Below are 21,816 nucleotides of genomic sequence, written 5' to 3'. Positions count from 1 at the left end.
CTGTGGCGGGCGGTCAGCCCGCGGAAACAGCCGGATTTGATTGGCCGCGTCGGAACCGAGTGCTGGCGATCGCCAGGCTCCAAGTCAAGCCCACCAGCATGAAATAGTGCCGCCAGTGGTCGGTATCGATGATGAAACTCTCGAGTAGCGTTACCACCATCGCGGTCACCACGACGATCGTGACCCGCTGCCACGGCGTACGTACAAACACGTTGCGCAGCCCATAGGCCGCCGTCACGAACACCAGAGCCGGATACAGCGTGCCACTGATCCAGCCGCCGGACATGAAGGCGTTGAGGAACGAATTGTGAGTGTCCTCGGGGAAGAACCGCCGGAATTGCAACGGACCGATGCCGGTCGGATAGTCGAGCGCCATCTTGGCCCCGAGCAGATGCCGGCCGAACCGGCCGAACCGGCCGCTGTCGTAAGGCTGCGACAGGCTGGCGCGCTCCTTGAACAGCGCGTCGATCTGGTCAAACGACAGCAGCACCGCAATCGTGGCGGCGAGCACGATCAGCGCCAGTGCGGCGAGGACGACGATCCGCAGCCGCCGCTGCTGGGTCGGCGCGGTGATGAACATCAGCGCCACGGTGAGCAGCGAAGCGCCGGCCAGCATGCCCCAGGCGGCGCGCGAGAAAGCCAGGAACACCGCTAGCGAGATGATGCCGAACGCGACGCCGTTGCGCACCATCGTCCAGAACGAACCTTCGATTGCCCGCTGCAGGCTGTAGATCGCCGGAAAGATCAAAAACGCGCCGAGCACGTTCGGATCTTTGAACGTGCCGCGCGCGCGCCCCACATAGGTCAAGAGATCCTGCCCGCCAGGCAGCAGATTGAAGTAACCGACGATGCCGGCCAGTGCCGCGATGAGGCCGCCGACCAGATAACCATGGGCGATCGCTTCGGCGCGTTCGCGGGTGTCCTGCAGGCACACCATCGCGAAGAACATCGCGGTCACCGCCATGTACCACGAGGTCAGGATCCAGTTCAGAATGATGGGGTCGTCCATCAAGCCGACAGCGCCGATGCTGTAGCCGAGTTCGATGCCGATCAGCAGTCCGATCGGAACGATCAGCGCCGGCGCAAGCCGGAGCCCGCCGGTGACGGCGAGGACTCCCAGCGCCAGCACGATGGCGATTTCGTAGGGGCTGGGCTCGATGAACACGATCGCGCCGCTGGCACCGACCAGCCACAACAGGCCGAGCTGCAGGGCTTTGAGACGGGGCGGGCTGGCTCGAACTGCGTCCGGCGGCGCGAGGGCAAAGTCGGTCATCGATTCAACCTTGCATCGCTCGGTCTGTAAGGTCTCGTTAACCTTGCCGCAGACGTGCCGTGACTCCGGCGCAGAACAGTTGGGCATATCGAGCCCGCCGGCGAGTATGAAGCGGCGGAATTAACGACAACTTATCGCTAATCCCGAAGATCACCGCCTCGCCGTTCATGCGCCTTTACCACGATCGCGGTCCGTGCATGCGCGAGGCGGTTCGTCTGCGCTATCGCAGTGTCCAGCAGGATTACATGGAGGGTGCGATGATGATCAGCAGGAGAGCATTGCTTGGGACGGCGGCAGGCGCGGCGATCTGTGCCGCTGGTGCGCGGCTGGTCTCGCCGGCGCTCGCGGACGCGGCGGCGTATCCGAATCGTCCAGTGAAGTGGATCGTGCCTTATGCGGCCGGCGGCGCCACCGACGTGCTGTCGCGCCTGGTGTGTCAGTATCTGTCCGAGAAGCTCGGTCAGAGCTTCGTCGTCGAGAACAAGCCAGGTGCCGGCAGCACGATCGGCACCCAGGCGGTAATCAATTCGCCGGCTGACGGCTACACGTTGCTGCTGACCAGCACCGCGAATGCGATCAACGCCTCGTTCGACCGCGCGTTGCCGTTCGACTTCGCCAAGAGCATTACGCCAGTCGCCGGCATCGCCCGCATTCCGCTGGTGCTGGTGATCAATAGTGACATTCCGGCAAATAACGTCGCGGAGTTCATCGCCTATGCCAAGGTGCATCCGGGCAAGATCAGCGTCGGCTCGTCGGGCATCGGGACCTCGCTGCATCTGTCGGGCGAGTTGTTCAAGTCGATGGCCGGCATCGAGATGGTGCACGTGCCGTATCGCGGCTCGGCGCCGGGCCTGACCGACCTGATGAGCGGGCAGATCCAGGCGATGTTCGATAATGTCACCTCGTCGTTCGCGCTGGCGCAGGCCGGCAAGATCCGCGCGCTCGGCGTCACCAGCCGCGAGCGCTCGGCGGTGCTGCCGGACGTGCCGCCGATCGGCGACACGTTGGCCGGTTACGACACCAGCTCGTTCTACGGCGTCGGAGCGCCGCACGGCACGCCGCAGCCGATCGTCGATCTGCTCAACCGCGAGATCAATGCGGCGCTGGACGAGCCGGCGATCAAGCAGCGTATTGCCGATCTCGGCGCCATTGCGTTGCATGGCGACGCCAAGCAGTTCGGCGCGATGCTGGCGGCGGAGACCGAAAGCTGGCGCAAGATCGTCGAGGGCTCGGGCGTCCATAAGGAGGGCTGAGCCTCCGTCCGCCGGCGCTCCTTGCTGCCTCCCGCGGCACGGTGACGCCGGCTTGCAAATCGCCCCCAAGGCCCCGATATTTCCGGTTGCACGCGGTGTTGCGCAACAGGAGACGCCGGATGCCTTCGCTCCCCGAATGGAATGTCCCGGCCGCGATCCGGCCTCGCTCGTCCGATTTCAGCTTCGATCTCGATCGCGCGCTGTCCGCGGTGGTCGGGCTGCACGCGATCATTCCGGCTGATGCCTATACAGCCGGGACGCTCGGCACCGAGCGGGCCGGCAACGGCGTGCTGATCGATGACGGTTTGGTGCTGACCATCGGCTATCTGATCACCGAAGCCGAAACGGTATGGCTGCATCTCGGCGATGGCCGCGTCGTCGAAGGCCATCCGCTTGGCTTCGATCAAGAAAGCGGCTTCGGCCTCGTCCAGGCGCTTGGCCCGATCGACCTGCCGCCGCTGCCGCTTGGCCGCTCTGCTTTCGCCAAGGCGGGCGAGCGCGTCATCATCGGCGGCGTCGGCGGCCGTACCCGTTCGGTCGCCGGGCGCATTGCCGCGCGCCAGGAATTCGCCGGCTATTGGGAGTATCTGATCGACGACGCGATTTTCACCGAGCCGTCGCACCCGAATTGGGGCGGCACCGCGCTGTTGTCGGCGACCGGCGAGCTGATCGGCGTCGGCTCGCTGCAGATCGAGCGCAGCGGCTCGAATGAGCACTACAATATGAGCGTGCCGATCGATCTGTTACCGCCGGTGCTGAGCGACCTGCGCAAGTTCGGCCGGCCGAACAAACCGGTGCGGCCGTGGCTCGGGCTGTATTCAACCGAGATCGAGGACAAGGTTGTGGTGGTCGGGATTGCGCCGAAGGGGCCGGCGGCGCGCGCCGAGCTGAAGACCGGCGACGTGATCCTCGCCGTTGCGGGCGACAAGGTGGCCAGCGAAGCGGAGTTCTATCGCAAGGTCTGGGCGCTCGGCACCGCGGGCGTCGAGGTGCCGCTGACGCTGTTCAGCGGTGGCGCCACCTTCGACGTGGTGCTGCATTCCTCGGACCGTGCCAAATTTCTCAAGGCGCCGCGGCTGCATTGAGGAAAGCGACCGACGCGACAGAGGTTCGCCTCGATCTTCCTGCGCCGTCATTGCCGGCTTGACCCGGCAATCCATCGTCCGATGGATACGCGGGTCAAGCCCGCGTATGACCTCGGCAATCGGGAGAGGTCCTGCTCTCCTCTCCCGCGGTGAGTATCTGACTCACTTCCCCGGAATCTTATCGTCGATGCCTTTGACGTAGAAGTTCATGCCGCGGATCTGGCCGTCGTCGAGCTGATCGCCGCCTTTGCATTCGACCTCTTTACCCTCCTGATCGAGGATCGGGCAGGCGAACGGCTTGATGGTGCCGGCGGCGATGCCGGCCTCGGTGTCGGCGGCGAGCTTCTTCACGTCGTCCGGCATGTTGGTGTAGGGCGCCATCTGGATCATCTTGTCCTTCAGGCCTTCCCAGACATCCTGCGATGCCCAATTGCCGTCCATCACCGCTTTGACGCGCGACACGTAGTACGGCGTCCAGTTGTTGATGATGGCGGTGAGCTGCGCCTTCGGTCCGAACTTGATCATGTCGGAGTCCTGGCCGAACGCGTGGATGCCGCGCTCGTTGGCGATCTGCACCGCCGCGGCACTGTCGGTGTGCTGCATGATCACGTCGGCGCCCTGATCGATCAGCGCCTTGGCGGCGTCGGCTTCCTTGCCGGGATTGAACCAGGAGTTCACCCAGACGATCTTGACCTTGATGTTCGGATTGATCTTCTGCGCCGCCAGCATGGTGGCGTTGATGCCGGAGATCACTTCGGGCACCGGGAACGAGCCGATATAGCCGAGCACGCCCTTCTTCGAGATCTTTGCCGCGATCGTGCCCTGGATGGTGCGGCCTTCGTAGAACCGGCCCGCATAGGTCGAGACGTTCGGCTCGCGCTTGTAGCCGGTGGCGTGCTCGAACTTCACATCCGGATACTTCTTGGCGACTTTGATCACCGAGTCCATGTAGCCGAACGAGGTGACGAAGATCAGCTTGTTGCCGGCGCGGGCGAGCTGTTCGATCGAGCGCTCGCCGTCAGGGCCTTCGCTGACCTTCTCCAGGTAGGTGGTTTCGACCTTGTCGCCGAATTCCTTGACGATCGCCTGGCGCGCCTGATCGTGTTGATACGACCAGCCGAAGTCGCCGACCGGGCCGACATAGACGAAGCCGACCTTCAGCTTGTCGGGTTTGCTCTCCGGCTTGTCCTGCGCGCTCGCCCCCGACAGCCCGGCGCAGCTCACCGTCAGCACCAGCGCCGCCATGATCGCCTTGTTCATCCGAATCTCCGCTTCATCGCTCGGGGATCGTCCTGTGCGAGTCCCGCGCCCCCGCCGCACGGCTCTCGGATCTCGTTTCTAGCGCTCCGGCACGAAGGCGGTTCCGAGCGCCGCCGGCGCCACAGACCCGCCGCGGCGGACGCGCGAGATCAGCACCAACACCAGCACCGTGGCAAGATAGGGCAGCGCAGACATAAGTTGAGATGGCACCCCGAGGCCGATCGCCTGGGCGTGCAGCTGCAGGATCGACACCGCGCCGAACAGGATGGCGCCGGCCGCCAGCCGGCCCGGTCGCCACGAGGCAAACACCACCAGTGCCAGCGCGATCCAGCCGCGCCCCGCCGTCATGCCGGGCGCATAGAACGGCGTATAGGCGAGTGTCAGATAGGCACCGGCGAGCCCCGCGCAGCCGCCACCGAACAGCACAGCCAGCGTCCGGATCGCCGCGACGTTGTAGCCCAGCGCATGCGCCGAGGCGGGATCGTCGCCGACCGCGCGCAGGATCAATCCTGTCCGCGTGCGGGCGAGCACGTAGGCGATCGCGGCGATCAGCCCGATCGACAGATAGACGAGCGCGTCCTGGCCGAACAGCAGCTTGCCGATCAGCGGGATGTCGGTGAGCCACGGCAGCCACAGATGCGGTGCGGCGGTGATGTTCTCGCCGACGAACGGCGCGCCGATCAGGCCGGCGAGACCGGTGCCGAGGATCGTCAGCGCCAGGCCGGCCGCGACTTGATTGATCGCAAGCCCGATCGCTGCCGCTGCGAACAGCGCCGAAAGCGCGACGCCGGCTGCGATCCCGCACAGCGCGCCGATCGCGGTCGAGCCGGTCGCCCAAGCACCGGCGAAACCGCACACCGCGCCGATCAGCATCATGCCTTCGACGCCGAGGTTGAGAACGCCGGCGCGCTCAGTGATCAGCTCGCCGCTCGCCGCCAGCAGCAGCGGCGTCGAGGCGGTGACGATCGACAGCAGGATGGCTTCAAAGAGGCCCATGCAACGCCTTTCGTTGCGGGCTGCGCCAGCGGATCCGGTACAGAATCAGCGAGTCGCAGGCGAGCACGTAGAACAGCAGGATGCCCTGGATCACGCCGGTCATGTCCTGCGGCAGTTTGAGCGCAATCTGGGCCTGCTCGCCGCCGATGAAGGTCAGCGCGAGGAACAGACCGCTGGCGAGAATGCCCAGCGGATTGAGGCGGCCGAGAAACGCCACGATGATCGCGGTGAAGCCGTAGCCCGGCGAGATATCCGGCTGCAAATGCCCGATCGGTCCGGCGACTTCGATGATGCCGGCGAGGCCTGCCAGGGCGCCGGAGATCGCAAACGTCGTCAGCACCAGACGATCGGCGTTGAAGCCCGCGAACCGCGCCGCGTGCGGGGCGGTGCCGACCACGCGGATTTCGAATCCCTTCAGCGTGCGGCCGAGCAGAACGGCGGCGGCCACGACCGCGATCAACGTCAGGATCAGGCCGGCATGAACGCGGCTGCCGGCAATCAGCAGCGGCAGCGTCGCCGCAGGGTCGAACTCGGGGTGGTGGGAAAATTGAAACCGGCCGGATCGCGCCACGGCCCGCGCACCAGATAGTCGAGCAGCAGGCCGGCGACATAAACCAGCATCAGGCTGATCAGGATTTCCGACGCGCCGAACTTCACTTTGCAGAGCGCAGGGATCAGCGCATAGGCGGCGCCGGCCAGCGCCCCGACCAGCAGCATCGCCGGCAGCAGCCACGGGCCGGGATTGGTCCCGTGCGTCATCACCGCCAAGCCGCTACCGGCGATGGCGCCGATCAGCAGTTGTCCTTCTGCGCCGATGTTCCAGGCGTTGGCGCGGTAGCACAGCGCCAGCCCGACCGCGATCATGATCAGCGGCGAGGCCTTCACAGCGATTTCCTGCAGCGAATAGCCGTCGGTCAGCGGCGTAATGAAGTACACCGCCAACGCCGCGGCCGGATTTTTGCCGAGCGCCACGAACACGATCGTCAGGGTCAGCAGCGTCAGGGCGATCGCGAGCAGCGGGGATAGAAGCGCAATCGCTACCGATCGTTCGCTGCGCCTCTCAAGCACCAGCGACATCGCGCACCTCCGTCGGCCAGCCGCTTCCGCCCATTAGAAGTCCCAATTGATCGCGGCCGATCTCGCTGACGGGACGCGGCGGCGACAGCCGGCCGTGAAACATCACCGCGATGCGATCGGCGATCTCGATCAGCTCGTCCAGATCCTGACTGATCACCAGAACGGCCGCGCCGCGCGCCGCGAGATCGAGCAGCGCCTGACGGATCGCACTGGCGGCGCCGGCATCCAATCCCCAGCTCGGCTGATCCACGACCAAGAGGCGCGGTTGCCGTAGGATCTCGCGGCCGACGATGAACTTCTGCAGATTGCCGCCGGAGAGCCGCGCTGCTTCCGGATCACGGCTGGCTTTGCGCACGTCGAAGGCCTCGCTGACCTGATCCACCAGCGCCAGCGCGGCGCCGCGGTCGACTAAGCCGAACCTCACCAGCCCGCCGGTCGCATGCCCGGTCAGCAGCGCGTTGTCGGACAGGCTCATCGTCGGCACCGTTGCGTGGCCGAGCCGCTGTTCCGGCACGAAAGCGGCGCCGAGCTGGCGCCGCTGGTTGATCGAGAGCCTTCCGGCGGCCTCGCCGGCAATCTTGATCGCGTCCGATTGTCCGATTCTCGTCTCGCCGGACAGCGCCGCGAACAGCTCATCCTGGCCGTTGCCGGCAACTCCGGCAATGCCGACGATCTCGCCGCTACAAATTTCGAGGGAGAGGTCGCGGAGCGTGACGCCATGCGGATCGTCGGGACGCAGCGTCAGGCCATTGACGCTCAGCAACGGGCCACCGATCGAATGGCTGGAATGCTTCGGCGCCGTCACGTCGCTGCCGACCATCATCCGAGCCATCGAAGCGGCGCTTTCCTGGCGCGGGTCGCAGCTGCCGACGACGCGGCCGGCGCGCAGGATGGTAGCGACGCCGGCAAGCCGCCTCACTTCGTCGAGCTTGTGCGAGATGTACAACAGCGCGCGGCCATCGGCCTTCAGCCGTTCCAGCACGTCGAACAGACGGTCAGCTTCGGCAGGTGTCAGCACCGCGGTGGGCTCGTCGAGGATCAGAAGCTGTGGGTCTTGCAGCAGCGCGCGGACGATCTCGATCCGCTGCCGCTCGCCGACCGACAGCCGCCATACTTCGCGTCTGGGATCGAGCGGCAGGCCGTAGCGCTGCGAGATCTGCTCCAGCTCCGGCGCCAGCTTGCCGACCGAGATGCGGCGATCGAGCCCGAGCGCGACATTCTCGACCACGGTGAGATTGTCGAACAGCGCGAAGTGCTGCGACACTGCGGCAATGCCGCAAGCCCGCGCTTCCGCCGGGCCTGCGAACGCGATCGGCGTCCCGCGCCAGATCATCCGGCCCTCGTCCGGCTGCAGCAGCCCGGTGATCATCTTCACCAAGGTCGACTTGCCGGCGCCGTTCTCGCCGAGCAGCGCGTGCACTTCGCCGCCGGCGATGTCGAGATCGATCGCCTGATTGGCGACAAAGCTGCCGAACCGCTTGGTCAGCCCGCGGCCCTGAAACAGCGGCGGCGACGGCTCGCGCGAATCGGAATCAGAAGGGAGAGCCATTCACCATCACATCGGCGGCAGGGTAATTCCGTAAGGTTCACGACCGGGCAGGGACGCCCGCGCACCGATAATGTAATGGAAATCCGCCGTGGCGGCGATCCGTCATCCGTTCGTCGACTCCACGGCGTAGGTCGTCCTCTGTACCCTGGAAACCGTCATGGCCGTCCGTTTGATCATTGGCTGGGTGCTGCTCGCCGCCGCCGTTGGGTGGGGAGCTTGGATCATGGCGCGCGCGTCGCGCCAGGCGCTGTGGCTGAGAGTCGCGATCGCGGCGATCATCCTCGCTGGTTGCGCGGCCTCGTTCTGGATGTACGGCGACCACCTCGACAAGACGCTCGGCGCGGTGGTCGGCTATTTTCTGTTGTGGGGCTCGGTCTTCGTCCTGTCTGGCGCCTGCGCCGGCGTGGTCGTCGGCACGCTGATCGCGCTGCTGCTCGGCTAGAGCTGTGGCCGCGGGCCGATGAAACCGAACGCCGGCAGGATCGTTGTGCAAGACCCGCGCGGCGGGGTTCTGCGTCGCTTGCTGTCGTTCGTCCTCCGGAGGCCCTCATGACCTTTCGTTTCGCCGCTCCCGTCCTCGCCGCCGGCTTTGCTGGTGCGCTGCTGCTCGCGCCCACTGCGGGTGTGGCTGCGGGGGCTTTCGACGGTTTGGCCGGATACTGGGCGGGCAATGGACGGGTGCAGATGTCGGACGGCTCGGCCGAGCGGATTCGCTGCCAGGCGTCTTACGCAGTCGGCGGCGACGGCCGTCTGATGCAGCAGAAGCTGACCTGCGCCAGCGACAGCTACAAGTTCGACATTTCGAGCAACGTCGAAGAGTCCGGCGGCCGCCTCTCCGGGACCTGGAGCGAGGCGACGCGCAACGTCACCGGCAATGTGTCGGGCACGGTGCGCGGCGGTAACATTTCGGCGCAGGTGGCGGGACCGGGCTTCAACGCCTCGTTGTCGGTCGCCTCCCGCGGCGCGTCGCAGTCGGTCACGATCGTGCCGCAAGGCAATGACGTGCGGCAGATCTCGGTCTCGATGAAGCGCCGCTAAGCGAGCCTGAGACGGCGTATGCCAGCGCAGACGCCGTCACTCTCGCGCGTAAGCCAATCTCGCATTTGATCCGCCTTACCTATTCGTAAGTAATCATCCCTCTTTCCACATCTGTCCGCGCGAGCTGTCCGATACGTGCTCGCGTGCGCGTGATAGCATCTTGCCGAAGATTAATATCCGGCACAGCTCGCCGTAAGGTCGCTCTCCTATATTCGGTCTCATCGTTTCACGCTCATGATCGACCAGATGGAGACCACGTCATGCAAGGCGACCAATTCGACCACGTATCAGCTCAAACCGAGGCTCATATCCGCAAAGTGTTGAGGCCGCGGCGTCTCTCGCTGCTGGCCTCCGCTGCCGGCTTGAGCATGGTGGTGGCGCTCGGCGGTGCCGGCTATCTCACCCGCGAGATGCCGTCGCTGACGTCTCCGGCCTATGCGGCCGAGAACGGCAAGCCGGCACCGGCCGGGTTCGGCGATCTGGTCGACAAGGTGAAGCCGGCGGTGATTTCGGTGCGGGTCAAGATCGATGATGATCGCCAGACCACGCCGCTGGTGCGCGACGATGGTGACGGCGACCAGATGCAGATGCCGCGCGGCCTCGCACCGTTCCAGCAATTCGAGCGTCAGTTCGGGTTCCGCGGCCCTGAAGGCATGCCGAAGCGGCACCAGATGATCACCGGGGAAGGCTCCGGCTTCTTCATCACCGCCGACGGCTACGCGGTCACCAACAATCACGTGGTCGATCACGCCAAGTCGGTGCAGGTGACCACCGATGACGGCACCATCTATACCGCCAAGGTCGTCGGCACCGACGACAAGACCGACCTGGCGCTGATCAAGGTCGACGGCAAGACCGACTTTCCGCACGTCAACTTCGCCGATGCGCCGGCGCGGGTCGGCGACTGGGTGATCGCGGTCGGTAATCCGTTTGGTCTCGGCGGCACGGTGACGGCCGGCATCGTTTCGGCGCGCGGCCGTGACATCGGCTCGGGCCCCTATGACGACTACGTGCAGATCGACGCGCCGATCAACAAGGGTAATTCCGGCGGCCCGGCGTTCGACACCAATGGCAATGTGATCGGCGTCAACACCGCGATCTATTCGCCGTCGGGCGGCTCGGTCGGCATCGGTTTCGATATTCCGGCCGCGACCGCGAAGCTGGTGGTGTCGCAGCTCAAGGACAAGGGCTACGTCACCCGCGGCTGGCTCGGCGTGCAGGTGCAGCCGGTGACGGCTGAGATCGCCGACAGCCTCGGCATGAAGCAGGCCCGCGGCGCGCTGGTCGACAGTCCGCAGGACGGCAGCCCGGCCGCGAAGGCTGGTATCAAGGCCGGCGACGTGATCACTGCGGTCGACGGCAAGGAGGTGAAGGACTCCCGCGCGCTCGCCCGCACCATCAGCACGCTGACGCCGGGCTCCTCGGTGAAGCTCGACGTGTTGCACAACGGCCAGTCCAAGACCATCGATCTGACGCTCGCCGAAATGCCCGGGGATCATCAGAAGGTCGCCGACAACAGCGGTGATCGCGACGGTACCCGCCCGTATCTCGGCCTGCGCGTAGCGCCGGCCAGCGACGTCGACGGTGCCGGCAAGAACGGCGTGGTCGTCACCGGCATCGATCCGGACGGACCTGCCGCCGACAAGGGCCTGCGTACCGGTGACGTCATTCTCGACGTCGGCGGCAAGGCGGTGACCAACACGGGAGACGTCCGCAACGCGCTGACCGAGGCCAGCAAGGACGGCAAGAAGACCGTGCTGATGCGGGTGAAGACGGCGGACTCGGCTGCCCGCTTCGTCGCGGTGCCGATCGCCAAGGGCTGAGCCGCACGGCATCCATCTCGTGAACGATGACAAGGGACGGCTCAGCGCCGTCTCTTGTTCGTTTGCGCCGTCGTTGTGCGCCGCCTGACCGAGATTTCACCTTCTGCAGAGCAACCTGGAACGCTGCCCCTGCGTTGTCGGGACAAATCGTCTTTGTCCGGATCGCAAAGGAAACACTGATGACCAGGCGCGACGTCATCGAAACGGTGGTGGTGACCGGCGCCAGTGCGGGCGTCGGCCGGGCGATCGCGGTGGCGTTCGGTGGTCGCGGCTGCAAAGTCGGCCTGATCGCGCGAGGGCGCGAAGGACTCGAAAGCACCCGGCGTGAGATCATTCGCCTCGGCGGCGAAGCACTGGTGATCGAGGCTGATGTCGCCGATGCCAAGGCGATGCTCGACGCTGCCGCGCGCGTCGAGGCCAAGCTCGGTCCGATCGACCTTTGGGTCAACAACGCGATGGTGACGGTGTACGGCGCGAGCGTTGACCTGACGCCCGACGAATTCCACCAAGTCACCAAGGTCAGCTATCTCGGCCAAGTGCATGGCACGCTGGCGGCGCTGCGTCACATGCGTCCGCGCAACCATGGTGCGATCATCTCGATCGGTTCGGCTCTGGCGTATCGCTCGATTCCTTTCCAGGCACCGTATTGCGCCGCCAAGGCCGCAACCCGTGGGTTCATCGACTCGCTGCGCAGTGAGCTGATGAACGAGAACAGCGCCATCACCCTCACCATGGTGCATCTGCCTGCGGTGAATACGCCGCAGTTCGATTGGGCCCGCAACAAGTTCGATCGCAAGGCGGCACCGGTGCCGCCGATCTACCAGCCTGAAGCGATCGCCGAGGCGGTGGTTCGCGCCGCCGAGCGGGCGCCGCGCGAATATTGGGTCGGAGCCTCCGCCGTCAAAGCGATCGTGGCGCAGATGCTGATGCCGTCGGTCGCCGATCGCATTTTGGCGCGTGCTGGTATCGACAACGAAACCAGCGCCGAGCCGGAGATGCCGAACCGGCCCGATAACCTATTTGGGGCGGGCCGCGGTGACCCCGGCGCGCATGGCAGGTTCGACCGGCAGGCGTCGCCGCGGGTGTTTCCATTCAATCCGGCCTGGCTCCGCGCCGGACTGGCCTTAGGTGCGCTGGCAGCCGGTGCGGCTCTGCTCACTGCCGCGGCCCGCGCCGAGCGGCGAGGCAGCGGTGGCGTCCCAGCTATTCCGCCGCCTGTGGCGGCGCGGCGCTGATCGATATCCCCGCATCGGCTGCGCGGATCGCGACCGGCTGCGCATCGACCACCTGCTGGCGGTTACGCTTCCTGACGTGTTTCGATTGCCGGGACGCAGCGTTGTGCCCGATGCAGGCGAGGGGAACTTGATTGTGTGCGGTGGCGGCCCGCGCACTCCGTCGCAGCCAAATATCGGAACGGTCGGTGGTACCAGCCGTTGTCGCAGCAGACCGTCTGCGCAGCCGACTCTCGGAGCGCCAGACGATGTCGAACGGATTTCAAGAAACAGGGAGAGTTCAATGATGATATCGCGCATGTTGCCCGCAGCCGCGCTAGTGCTGGGTTCGCTCGCCGTGGCGTCCGCGCCTGCCGCCGCCGCTCCGATGATGCCCGGTGCCGCGTCACAGCAGGCGCCGGCCGCCGTTCAGCAGGTGCAATGGCGCCATCATGGCTGGCACGGTGGCGGGTGGCACGGTCACCGCGGCTGGGGCCATGGTGGCTACTATCGTCACGGCGGCTATGGCTGGGGTCCGGCGATCGGCGGTCTCGCGGCCGGTGCGATCATCGGCGGCGCGATCGCCAACAGTCAGGCACAGGCCGGTGCGGCCGACGCCGACGCGTACTGCTCGCAGCGCTTCCGCTCGTACGACCCGGCCTCCGGCACCTATCTCGGCTATGACGGCCAGCGTCACCCCTGCCCGTAACGCCGGGGCCATCTGAAACGACAAAGCCGCGCGGACCTAGTCCGCGCGGCTTTTGTTTGTGGAGTTTGTCCAAAGCGACGATCAATCCGTGCCGTCGTCGGCGGTATCGTGGTCGTCGATGAAGTATTTGATCGCCGCGATCATCGCCGTGAAAGTGGCGATCCAGACAATCCGCGAACCATAGCGGTCATGCGGGCCGGAGATGATGCCGCAGATCAGCGCATTGCCGAGCAGCGCCAGCGTCACCGTGCCGGCCAGCAGCGTCACGTCGTCGAGCCGGTGCCGCCACAGCGCCGACCCGAGGATCACCAGCATCAGCACCATCGATCCCAGCGCCACCGGCACATGGACCAGGTTCACGGCGTCGAAGTTGATGTCCCAATGCTGCTGCTTGGCCGCCCGCATCGCCTTGCTCTGCTCGGGCAGGTAGCGCTCGATGATGCCGTAGGTGTGCGGCAGCCAGCCATTGGTGCCTTCACCGGTTGCCACATGCACCAGCTGATCCCAGGTCGCCTTGGCGGCGGCCTTGGCTTGCAGCCAAGGATAGGAGATCAACGCCTGCTTCGAGATGAACTCCATCTCGTCGCTCATGCCGTCGAAGCGGCCGAGCTTGTCGAACATGTTGTTGCCGCCCCATAGGAAGTCGTCGCCGGTCGGCGGCAGTTCGTCTTTATAAGGGCACAGCTTGAGCTGTTGCTTGGGGCAGTGGTCGTCAAGGTAGCGCTTGACGATGCCATCCTGCAGCATCCGGCCGAACGCAACGCCGGAGCCGCCCGGGGTCCAGGTGAATTTGCCCGACAGCGCGTAGTTGCAGCTGAGCACCAGCAGCGCGCCGACCACGAGGGCCGAGCTGGCCAGGGTCAGGCCCGACGCGGTGACCCGGCCGCGCAGCCAGGGCAGCAGCAGCCAGCTGGCAACGCACACGCCGGTGAGCACGATCATGGTGGCGCTGTGGGTCGAGGCGGCGAACGCCGTGAAGACGAACAGCAGAACCTTTTCGACCGCCGAGGTCTGGTCGCGATACGCGATCAGCAGGAACAGCGACAGCACCGACAGGCCGGCGAAGATATCGGTCAGCAGCATGCTGGTGATCCACGGCAGTGCCGTGGTGGCGATCAGGCCGACGCCGATCGCTGCAAGCCGGAACGGTTTGGTAATACCGAATGCCCGCAACGTCAGTTGGATCAGCCACAGCGAAACGATCGCCTGGAAGCCGAGGTTGAGCCAGAACTGGGTCTGCTCACCAAGATGCAGGTAGATGCCGTAGGAGGTCGCCCGGTTGATGACGAGGTAACCCTCGTACCAGCGGGCGAGGTAGCCGCCGGTGTCGTATTGGAGCAGCGGATAGCCGTTCCAGATCGCCGGGGCTAGCAGGAGCAGCGGCAGAACAAACAGCGCGATCCGCGCCGCGTTGCTCCGGCGCGCCTGCGCGGCGAGAACCTTACTAGGAATAGAAGTCTCCATCTCGACCGCTCTTATCAGCGCTGTGGACCGTCGGAAGCGACGGGTGCCGGCTCAGTTCGGCAACCGAGGCCGTCCGGGGCGGCCCGCACCATAGTGATTTCCGTTGACTACACAAGCGCTTCAGGCCGCCAGATAAGCCCTCAGGCCGGGCGCAGATGAAGTACAAATGAGGTCGCTTTATGTCGGGTGTGCACTGGTGGCGCCCATACCCGACCGGCTGCAACCATAGGGCGCCGATCATGAACGAAGCCTGACTAAGTTCAATGCCTTGGACGGGCCGGTGGCGGCCTCGCCGCGCAGATGGTTATAATTCCCCTGAACGGGAGACCGCCGGGGCGGCGGCCGGCCGGATCCCGGGTTCAGGACGTCGAGAGGACGGGAATGAAGATCAAGACCAAGCAATTCCGGGTCGAGGAGGGCGAGAAAGTCGACCTCGGCAAATGGCCCACCAAGGTCGATCCGTTCTACGAATCCAAGGAGCACTATCACGAATTGCTCCGCGCCCAGGTCGAACGGCTGAGCGACCTGCAGCAGCTGCTCTACGCCAGCAACCGCCACGCCGTGCTGCTGATCTTCCAGGCGATGGACGCCGCCGGCAAGGATGGGGTGATCCGGCACGTGATGTCCGGGGTCAATCCGCAGGGCTGCCAGGTGTTCAGCTTCAAGCACCCGAGCGCGACCGAGCTGCAGCACGATTTTCTGTGGAGGACCACCCGCGACCTGCCGGAGCGTGGCCGGATCGGCATCTTCAATCGGTCCTACTACGAGGAGGTGCTGATCGTCCGGGTTCACCCGGACATCCTGCAGAGCGAGCAGGTGCCGAATGGCGATAATTTCGGCAAATCATTCTGGCACAAACGCTACCGATCGATCCGCAATCTGGAGGAACATCTGCACGCCAACGGCACCAGGATCGTCAAATTCTTTCTGCATCTGTCGAAGGAGGAGCAATGCAAGCGTTTCCTGGCGCGAATTGACGAGCCGGAGAAGAACTGGAAGTTCAGCGCCGCCGACCTCGAAGAGCGCCAGTACTGGGACGACTATATGGACGCCTACGAGAAGTGCCTCAGCGAGACCTCCTGTGATGACTCGCCGTGGTACGCCGTTCCGGCCGACGACAAGGAGAATGCGCGACTGATCGTCTCGCAGGTGATCGTCGAGACCATGGAATCCCTCAAAATGAGCTATCCGGAGACCACGCCCGCCCGGCGCAAAGAGCTATTACGGATGCGCCAGCAATTGCTGAAGTGAGCGGTGACGTGCCAGCCGCGCTCGGCGGTTGGTCGCATGCACCTGTCATGGTGATGACACGGTGCTGAGGTTACGGAGAGCAAATGAACTTGCAAGGTAAGAAGGGTCTGGTCGTCGGCATCGCCAACGATCAGAGCATCGCATTCGGTTGCGCGCGCGCGTTTCGCGACGCCGGCGCCGAACTCGCCGTCACGTATCTCAACGACAAGGCCGCGCCTCACGTGGTCCCGCTCGCTGAACAGCTCGGCTGTCCGATCGTGGTGCCATGCGACGTGCGCGAGCCGGGTCAACTCGAGGCTGTGTTCGAACGGATCTCCCAGCAATGGGGCCGTCTGGACTTCCTGCTGCATTCGATCGCGTTCGCGCCGAAGGAAGACCTCCACGGCCGCGTGGTCGATTGCTCGCAGGCTGGCTTCGCGATGGCGATGGACGTGTCGTGTCATTCGTTCATCCGCATGGCCAAGCTCGCCGAGCCGCTGATGCCGGACGGCGGCTGCCTGCTCACGGTGTCGTTCTACGGCTCGGAGAAGGTGGTCGAAGACTACAACCTGATGGGTCCGGTGAAGGCGGCGCTGGAAAGCTCGGTGCGCTACATGGCGGCCGAACTGGCGCCGAAGAAAATCCGCGTTCATGCGCTGTCGCCGGGGCCCCTGATGACACGGGCCGCGTCGGGCATCGCGCGGTTCGACGAACTGCTGGAGCGCACCCGCGCCCGGCTGCCGGCGCATCAGCTCGTCAGCATCGAGGATGTCGGCGCGGTTGCCGCTTTTCTGGTCGGTGACAGCGCGCGGTCGCTCACCGGCAATATCGAATACATCGACGCCGGCTATCATGTGATCGGCTGATCGGAGCTGGCTGGAGAAACATGATGGAGCAGATCCAAAACCGTACCTTCGATGAGATCGAAGTCGGTGACACCGCCAGTCTGGTTCGGACGCTGACCTATCGCGACATCGAGGTGTTCGCGGTGATGTCCGGTGACGTCAATCCGATGCATGTCGACGCGGCTTTCGCCAAGAGCGACATGTTTCATCAGGTGGTGGCGCACGGCATGTGGGGCGGGGCGCTGATCTCGACCCTGCTCGGCACGCAGTTGCCCGGACCGGGCACGATCTATCTCGATCAATCGCTGCGGTTCGCAAGGCCCGTGCTGCTCGGCGACACGGTGACCGTCACGGTCACGGTTAAAGAGAAAAACGCGGCCAAGAAACGCCTGCTGCTGGATTGCCGCGCCACCAATCAGCGCGGCGAAGAGGTGATCACCGGCCTCGCCGAAGTGATCGCGCCGGTCGAGAAGATTTCGCGGCCGCGGGTGCTGTTGCCGGAAATCGATCTCAATCGCACCGCTCAGCGCTACGAGCGGCTGATCGAAATGACACGCGGGCTGCAGCCGATCCGAACCGCGGTGGTGCATCCGGTGGATTCCGCCTCGCTGCTCGGCGCTGTCGAGGCGGCGCGCGAGGGGCTGATCGTGCCGGTGCTGGTCGGACCGGAAGCCAAGATCCGCGCCGCCGCCGCCCAGGCCGCGGTGGATCTTGCCGGTTATGAGATCGTCGCGGTCGAGCACAGTGCGGCTGCTGCCGAAGCCGGGGTGGCGATGGCGCGGGCCGGCGAGGTCGAGGCGGTGATGAAGGGCGCGCTGCACACCGACGAGCTGATGCACGCGGTGGTCGATCGTGCCCGCGGTCTCCGCACCGCACGTCGCATCAGCCACGTCTATGCGATCGACGCGCCGGACTATCCCCGCGCGCTGCTGGTCACCGACGCCGCGATCAACATCTATCCGACGCTCGCCGACAAGCGCGACATCATCCAGAACGCGATCGATCTGGCGCATGCGCTGGGCATCGCCGAGCCGCGGGTGGCGATCCTGTCAGCGGTCGAAACCGTCACCGAGAGCATCCGTTCGACGCTCGATGCGGCCGCATTGTGCAAGATGGCCGAACGCGGCCAGATCAAAGGCGGTATCCTGGATGGGCCGCTGGCCTTCGACAATGCGGTGTCGGAAGAGGCTGCCAAGACCAAGGGCATCGTCTCGCCGGTGGCAGGGCGCGCCGACATCTTCGTGGTGCCGGACCTCGAGGCCGGCAATATGCTGGCCAAGCAGCTCGAGTATCTGGCCCACGCCCGCGTTGCCGGGATCGTGCTCGGTGCGCGGGTGCCGATCATCCTGACGAGCCGCGCCGACAAGACGCTGGCGCGGCTCGGCTCCTGTGCGATCGCGCTGCTGCTCGCCCGCCACACCACCGCCGCGCCGCTGCGCCTTTCCGGAGGTGCCGCATGAGCGATGTGCTGCTGGTCCTCAATGCGGGGTCTTCGAGTATCAAATTTGCGCTTTATGAAGCGCATACCGAACCGACCGCCGATCACCTGATCTGCGAAGGCGGCATCGGCAGCCTCGGTCACCGGCCGCATTTCAAGGTGGTGAACAGCGACGGCTCGACCCGCTACGACACCTATCTGCCCGAGGGCAGCAGCCACGACGACGCGATGGCGGTGCTGATCGGTTGGATCGAAACGACGTTTCCCGAGCATCGTCTGAGCGCGGTCGGTCACCGTGTGGTCCATGGCGGCGCGCTGTTCGACGGACCGGTGGATGTGACGCCAGAGGTGATTGCCCAGCTTCGCGCGTTCGACAGGCTGGCGCCGCTGCATCAGCCGCACAACGTCTCGGCGATCGAGGCCCTGGCCAAGCTGCATCCGTCGCTGACCCAGATCGCATGTTTCGACACCGCGTTTCATCATCGCTTGCCGGAGGTCGCCACGGCCTTCGCACTGCCCCGCGAGCTGACCGAACAGGGCGTCCGCCGCTACGGCTTTCACGGGCTGTCTTATGAGTATATCGCCGGCCGGCTGCCGGACGTCGCCGGACAGGCGGTCGCCGATGGCCGGGTTGTGGTGGCGCATCTCGGCGCCGGCGCCAGCATGTGCGCGATGCTGAGATGCCGCAGCATCGCCACCACGATGGGTTTCACCGCGCTTGACGGCCTGATGATGGGTAGCCGTTGCGGCGAGCTCGATCCGGGCGTGGTGCTGTATCTGCTCGAAGAGAAGAGCATGACGCCGCGCGAGATCGAGGATCTGCTGTATCGCGAGTCGGGATTGCTCGGCGTGTCGGGCATCAGCGACGATATGCGCACGCTGCTGGCGAGCGACGATCCGCGCGCCTGCGAGGCGATTGAATTGTTCGTCTATCGCATTTCCCGTGAGCTCGGCTCGCTCGCCGCCGCACTCGGCGGGCTCGACGCGCTGGTGTTCACCGGCGGCATCGGCGAACACGCCTCGGAGATCCGGCGCCGCGTCTGCGAGCAGGCGGCATGGCTCGGTGTGAGCCTCGATCCGGACCTGAATACGAACCTGTCGGGGGCGGGGCGGATCAGCGCGCCGGACAGCAAGGTGTCGGCCTGGGCGATCCCGACCGATGAAGATCTGATGATCGCCCGCCATGTCTGGCGGCTTGCCGATGGTGGGCGCTGATCAGCCGGCGTCGGCGTTGATCGGCCGCGTTGCAGAGGTGGTCTGGTCGTGCTCCGGTAGGATGCCGATCTCCGGCACCAGCGGTGCATGGTCGGTCCAGGAAGCGGCCTCGCGCACTCGGCCGGGCCGGTTGCGCTTCACCGCATACAGCGCCTCGTCGGCCTTGCGCAGCAATTCGTCCAGTGTGACGCCATCGGCCGGCGCCAGCGCGCAGCCGAAGCTGGCGCCGAGCATCACGGCTTCGCCGGCGATCGCATAGGGCTCCGATAGCGCCGCGACGATCCGCCGGCCGAGGTCATCGGCTGCTGCCGTATCCGAGACGTTGGCCTGCACCACGACAAATTCGTCGCCGCCGATCCGCGCCGCAAGGTCCTCGTCGTCCAAGAGTTCGGTCATCCGCCCGGCGACGGTGCGCAGAATCTCGTCGCCGGCCGCATGGCCAAAGCGGTCGTTGGCCTCTTTAAAGAAATCGAGATCGAGGCTGATCACCGCGAAGCCTTCGCCGTGGCGGGCCAGCCGCTTGGCGAGTTCGTTGAAGTGTTCGACCAGATGCCGACGGTTCGGCAGATTGGTCAGCGCGTCGGCTCGCGCCAGTCGCGTCGCTTCGGCGCGCAGCGTCAGTTGCTCGGCGGTGGTGGCGTGGATGTAGTCGATCAGTTCGAGGCCGCCCAACGCGAAGATCACGAACAGCAGCGCCTGAGCCACGTGCAGCAGGTCGAAATTCCACAGCGCTGCCGCGACTGCCGGTGTGACTGAGACCACCAGCGAGGCCTGCACGATCCACGGCCGGATCGAGAACCGCGTAGTGGTGCCGGCGCAATAGCCGAACACCAGACCGCCGGCGATCATGTGCGCGGCGAGATCTGGCAGCAGGAAGCAGCGCACCGCGAAGGCACCGACGCAGACGCCGGTGGAGATCACGCCGACCGCGAGCCGGCGCTCCCATTGTTTTGCGGTTTCGACATCGAGCGGACGCTTTGCGACCGCGTGGTCGAACGCGAAACACAACGCGAGTCGTCCCAGCGTCACCGCCATGCCGGTGAGCCCGATCACCGCCATCACCACATCGCGGGTCTGCCAGGCGACCGCGAGCCCGGTGGTCAGCATCGCCCAGCCCACCACCACGATCGGCCAGCGCGCGGTGTACAGCAACCGAACGAATTCGATGTAGACGGCGTTCGCGATCTTGCTGTTCGCGGTCATCAGAGGTGTCGATCTCGCAGCAGTGTGCCGCGTCAGGCGACCAGCGCCTGTTGCGACAGCGCGATACCTATTCCCACAATGCTGAATCCAGCGTGAAACCAGTTCCGCCGGCCAGAGTGTGGTGAATCGCCGCTTAATCGCCACAGGACAGCGGCGAATAAGGCCTGCGATGGCGGCGGTTTACTCCGACGCGCCGGAGCGCAACTTGAAGTGGCCGTAGCACGACGCGATCGGTTCGGCCGGATCGCGCTGATAGGCCTGCGCTTCGAACGCAACCACGCGGCGGCCCTGCTTGACGATCGAGACCTTGGCGAAGGTGTCGAGCGGCCGGCCCGAGCGCAGATAGTTCACCGTCAGCCCGATCGGCTTCGGCGCGGTGGCGAGGCCGACTTCACGGCGCACGCTGACGATCGCCGCGGTCTCCAGGAAGGCGCCGATCACGCCGCCATGCAGCGCCGGCAGGATCGGATTGCCGACCAGCTTCGGATCATACGGCATGATCGCCTGGGCATCGCCATCGACGCGGATGCCGAGGAAGCGCGGATACGGGCTGATCGCCAGCGGCCCGCCGTCCGGATCGTCGGGCGCCACCAGCGCGGGTGCGGAGTCGAGCGTCACCTTCGGCGTCTGCCGCAGCATATCGGTGCGATTGGCGCCGACCATGAACATCGCGGTTGCGGTGGCGATCGGAACGTCCTCGGCGTCCTGATAGGCGGTGGCGCGAACGAACGCGATCGAACGGGTGAGGTGATAGCAGTGCGCATGGGCCCGCATCACCTGTCCGGGCGTCGCCGGCCGCAAGTAATCGATCCGCAGGTCGAGCGTGGCGATCGCGGTGGTGCCGGGCAGCGCGAGCTGCACCGCCATGCCGCAGCTCTCGTCGAGCATCGCGGTGACGACGCCGCCATGGATCACGCCGGTCGAGATGTCGCCGACGAATACCGGGTGATAGGGCAGGCTGCTCCACGCCTCCGCGGGCGCGTAGCTGTCGAGCTGCAAGCCGATGATGGCGCCGTGGATCGAGCGGCGGTTCTGAATCATCCGCGCTTTGTCGTCGAACGACATTACCGGATCGGGGATCGATTGGTCGGACATGAATTGGTTCTAGCAAGCGCTTGCGAAGCCGCAAAGCCGTCCGGTGCTGCAC

At 65.5% G+C, this 21,816-nt stretch carries 18 protein-coding genes and 1 pseudogene; 11 read left to right on the top strand and 8 right to left on the bottom strand.

What is annotated here, in order from left to right:
* Window positions 1-13: 13 nt before the first annotated feature.
* Complete coding sequence (locus LRC39_RS23210) at window positions 14-1,273, bottom strand: O-antigen ligase family protein (protein WP_346295784.1); 1,260 nt, start codon at window positions 1,271-1,273, stop codon at window positions 14-16.
* Window positions 1,274-1,533: 260 nt separating this feature from the next.
* On the opposite strand from LRC39_RS23210, the gene LRC39_RS23205 reads away from it, so the two are divergent.
* Together LRC39_RS23205 and LRC39_RS23200 are read left to right on the top strand one after the other, a co-directional pair.
* Window positions 1,534-2,526, top strand: coding sequence for a Bug family tripartite tricarboxylate transporter substrate binding protein (locus LRC39_RS23205; protein WP_346297546.1), 993 nt, complete (start codon window positions 1,534-1,536; stop codon window positions 2,524-2,526).
* A gap of 119 nt (window positions 2,527-2,645) precedes the next feature.
* Window positions 2,646-3,611 (top strand): S1C family serine protease, encoded by a 966-nt coding sequence (locus LRC39_RS23200; protein ID WP_346295783.1) that lies wholly within the window; start codon window positions 2,646-2,648, stop codon window positions 3,609-3,611.
* A gap of 162 nt (window positions 3,612-3,773) precedes the next feature.
* Here LRC39_RS23200 and LRC39_RS23195 read toward each other — a convergent pair whose 3' ends face one another.
* From LRC39_RS23195 to LRC39_RS23180, 4 genes and pseudogenes are all read right to left on the bottom strand, one after another.
* Window positions 3,774-4,871 carry a BMP family ABC transporter substrate-binding protein gene (locus LRC39_RS23195; protein WP_346295782.1) on the bottom strand — a complete coding sequence of 366 codons (1,098 nt, stop codon included), beginning with the start codon at window positions 4,869-4,871 and terminating at the stop codon, window positions 3,774-3,776.
* Window positions 4,872-4,949: 78 nt separating this feature from the next.
* A complete protein-coding gene (locus tag LRC39_RS23190; RefSeq protein WP_346295781.1) occupies window positions 4,950-5,867 on the bottom strand; it encodes an ABC transporter permease in 918 nt (305 codons plus the stop codon).
* Window positions 5,854-6,944 (bottom strand): annotated as a pseudogene (locus LRC39_RS23185) (ABC transporter permease). Before LRC39_RS23185 ends, LRC39_RS23190 begins: the two are co-directional and overlap by 14 nt.
* Window positions 6,928-8,493, bottom strand: coding sequence for an ABC transporter ATP-binding protein (locus LRC39_RS23180; protein WP_346295780.1), 1,566 nt, complete (start codon window positions 8,491-8,493; stop codon window positions 6,928-6,930). Before LRC39_RS23180 ends, LRC39_RS23185 begins: the two are co-directional and overlap by 17 nt.
* 157 nt (window positions 8,494-8,650) lie before the next feature.
* On the opposite strand from LRC39_RS23180, the gene LRC39_RS23175 reads away from it, so the two are divergent.
* From LRC39_RS23175 to LRC39_RS23155, 5 genes are all read left to right on the top strand, one after another.
* Window positions 8,651-8,935 carry a hypothetical protein gene (locus tag LRC39_RS23175; RefSeq protein ID WP_346295779.1) on the top strand — a complete coding sequence of 95 codons (285 nt, stop codon included), beginning with the start codon at window positions 8,651-8,653 and terminating at the stop codon, window positions 8,933-8,935.
* Window positions 8,936-9,042: 107 nt separating this feature from the next.
* On the top strand, window positions 9,043-9,531 hold the full coding sequence (locus tag LRC39_RS23170; protein WP_263989826.1) for a hypothetical protein: 489 nt from the start codon (window positions 9,043-9,045) through the stop codon (window positions 9,529-9,531).
* A 260-nt stretch (window positions 9,532-9,791) separates the two neighbouring features.
* Window positions 9,792-11,354 carry a Do family serine endopeptidase gene (locus LRC39_RS23165; RefSeq protein WP_346295778.1) on the top strand — a complete coding sequence of 521 codons (1,563 nt, stop codon included), beginning with the start codon at window positions 9,792-9,794 and terminating at the stop codon, window positions 11,352-11,354.
* A 179-nt stretch (window positions 11,355-11,533) separates the two neighbouring features.
* Window positions 11,534-12,589 (top strand): SDR family oxidoreductase, encoded by a 1,056-nt coding sequence (locus LRC39_RS23160; protein ID WP_346295777.1) that lies wholly within the window; start codon window positions 11,534-11,536, stop codon window positions 12,587-12,589.
* 280 nt (window positions 12,590-12,869) lie between these two features.
* Window positions 12,870-13,274, top strand: coding sequence for a BA14K family protein (locus LRC39_RS23155; RefSeq protein ID WP_107357057.1), 405 nt, complete (start codon window positions 12,870-12,872; stop codon window positions 13,272-13,274).
* A gap of 81 nt (window positions 13,275-13,355) precedes the next feature.
* Here the strand turns inward: LRC39_RS23155 and LRC39_RS23150 are convergent, their stop codons facing one another.
* On the bottom strand, window positions 13,356-14,738 hold the full coding sequence (locus LRC39_RS23150) for a hypothetical protein (RefSeq protein ID WP_346295776.1): 1,383 nt from the start codon (window positions 14,736-14,738) through the stop codon (window positions 13,356-13,358).
* A gap of 381 nt (window positions 14,739-15,119) precedes the next feature.
* Between LRC39_RS23150 and LRC39_RS23145 the strand changes: the two genes are divergently transcribed.
* The 4 genes from LRC39_RS23145 (at window position 15,120) to LRC39_RS23130 (ending at window position 19,466) form a co-directional block, all read left to right on the top strand.
* Entirely contained in the window at window positions 15,120-15,989 is an 870-nt protein-coding gene (locus tag LRC39_RS23145; RefSeq protein WP_346295775.1) for an ADP-polyphosphate phosphotransferase, read from the top strand.
* Between the two features lie 83 nt (window positions 15,990-16,072).
* Window positions 16,073-16,834: an enoyl-ACP reductase FabI gene (fabI, locus tag LRC39_RS23140; protein WP_107357054.1), complete on the top strand. Its 762-nt coding sequence runs from the start codon at window positions 16,073-16,075 to the stop codon at window positions 16,832-16,834.
* Window positions 16,835-16,857: 23 nt separating this feature from the next.
* Window positions 16,858-18,273: a bifunctional enoyl-CoA hydratase/phosphate acetyltransferase gene (locus LRC39_RS23135; RefSeq protein ID WP_346295774.1), complete on the top strand. Its 1,416-nt coding sequence runs from the start codon at window positions 16,858-16,860 to the stop codon at window positions 18,271-18,273.
* Window positions 18,270-19,466: an acetate/propionate family kinase gene (locus LRC39_RS23130; protein ID WP_346295773.1), complete on the top strand. Its 1,197-nt coding sequence runs from the start codon at window positions 18,270-18,272 to the stop codon at window positions 19,464-19,466. The genes LRC39_RS23135 and LRC39_RS23130 overlap by 4 nt, the downstream gene beginning before the upstream one ends.
* On the opposite strand, the gene LRC39_RS23125 is transcribed toward LRC39_RS23130, so the two are convergent.
* Both LRC39_RS23125 and LRC39_RS23120 read right to left on the bottom strand, forming a co-directional pair.
* Window positions 19,467-20,669, bottom strand: coding sequence for a GGDEF domain-containing protein (locus tag LRC39_RS23125; RefSeq protein WP_346295772.1), 1,203 nt, complete (start codon window positions 20,667-20,669; stop codon window positions 19,467-19,469).
* Between the two features lie 180 nt (window positions 20,670-20,849).
* The gene (locus LRC39_RS23120) at window positions 20,850-21,764 is read right to left on the bottom strand and encodes a PaaI family thioesterase (RefSeq protein WP_346295771.1); all 915 of its coding nucleotides are present in this window, start codon (window positions 21,762-21,764) and stop codon (window positions 20,850-20,852) included.
* Window positions 21,765-21,816: the final 52 nt, after the last annotated feature.

Source organism: Rhodopseudomonas sp. P1, from assembly GCF_039642825.1.
GTDB classification, from domain to species: domain Bacteria; phylum Pseudomonadota; class Alphaproteobacteria; order Rhizobiales; family Xanthobacteraceae; genus Rhodopseudomonas; species Rhodopseudomonas palustris_H.
This window is presented reverse-complemented; position numbering and strand designations above follow the sequence as displayed.